Origin of the sequence: Cellvibrio sp. ARAG 10.3 (genome assembly GCF_051846955.1) — a bacterium.
In the GTDB taxonomy this organism is placed as follows: domain Bacteria; phylum Pseudomonadota; class Gammaproteobacteria; order Pseudomonadales; family Cellvibrionaceae; genus Cellvibrio.
Genome location: NZ_JBPYCU010000070.1, coordinates 1 through 1062, shown reverse-complemented (window position 1 = coordinate 1062; position 1062 = coordinate 1). Strand labels below are relative to the sequence as shown.

The window sequence follows — 1062 nt, the reverse complement described above, 5'->3', positions numbered from 1 at the left end:
TCACGTGACACGCTTTCGTGCCAGCGAAACCGGAATGTGCTCAGAGAAAGTAGACGTGACACTTCATCTTGCACAGCGACATCACACGATGAGATGAAAAAGCGGTACTCGTTCTTGTACTCGTATTGAAAACATAATCCGTGACTGACCAGAATAGATTCGACATAGAGATGGGCTAATGCCAATCGCAATGTTCCACCAAACTCCAGTACGGCACGAATTTTCCGGGCTAATTGGCGATCACCACGCATGGTCGTGATCAAGACCCAATAACCACCCAGATCATCAATCAGTTGATTGATGTATGTCTCTGCCTCTCGATAGACCTGGGCGTTTCCAACAAGTGGATAGTCCAGGTACAGATTGATTGGCGAAATACGATCACAAAATGCTTTCACCGCGACGTGTGCGCGAACGTGCTCAGAAATACAAACAGTCATAAAAAGCTCCTCAAAAGAAAGAAAGAGGAGCCCCCTGTTCAGGAATGGCTCCCGACAGGGTGAGTAGAAATGAGAAGAAAACCGGAAGGTTTTCAGGGATAGGAAAACTTCATTACACCAACAGTGTTGCCACTGCCACAGCGATTACAGGTGTACGTGCTGCTTCAGGGTACAACTTAGGAAGTTGCCACCATGAACGGGTTCTCGAACCGTTATTCCAGGCCGTGATCCTGTCTCAGTGCCTTAAACTCAACCGAGTTATGCATGAGTAGCTGCATACGGCGACAAGACACCGACAACGTTGCCGGATTGGCATGGTACAGTTCAAGGAAATCATATTCGGTTGTTTGTTCGCGCTTAACAATGCCGCGATCAATTAGTTCCTGGGTCAACTCATCCAGGCTTTTATCTGTTGAGGTTTTTGAGTCTTTACCCCGCATCGTCATATCCTCCAATTTTCATTGTCGAGGACAGTATAGAAGGCACGGCGCAGAGGCTCAATGACTGAACATGCAGTTTCAGTTAATTCATCGTGATGCGATGGTGAAAGAGCAGCCGCTTACGCGGCCGCTGCACTTCCGGAAGAAAAACACACTCACTATTACGATCTCTTTTCAAGCAG

General features: G+C 47.5%; 2 protein-coding genes. Both read right to left on the bottom strand.

Features of this window, described 5'->3' with window-relative positions; all coding sequences use genetic code 11:
• Positions 1-440, bottom strand: a 440-nt coding sequence (locus ACSV5M_RS21825; RefSeq protein WP_439178966.1) for a hypothetical protein, incomplete at its 3' end; no start/stop codon positions are given.
• A gap of 212 nt (positions 441-652) precedes the next feature.
• A complete protein-coding gene (locus tag ACSV5M_RS21820) occupies positions 653-880 on the bottom strand; it encodes a hypothetical protein (protein WP_439178964.1) in 228 nt (75 codons plus the stop codon).
• Positions 881-1062: the final 182 nt, after the last annotated feature.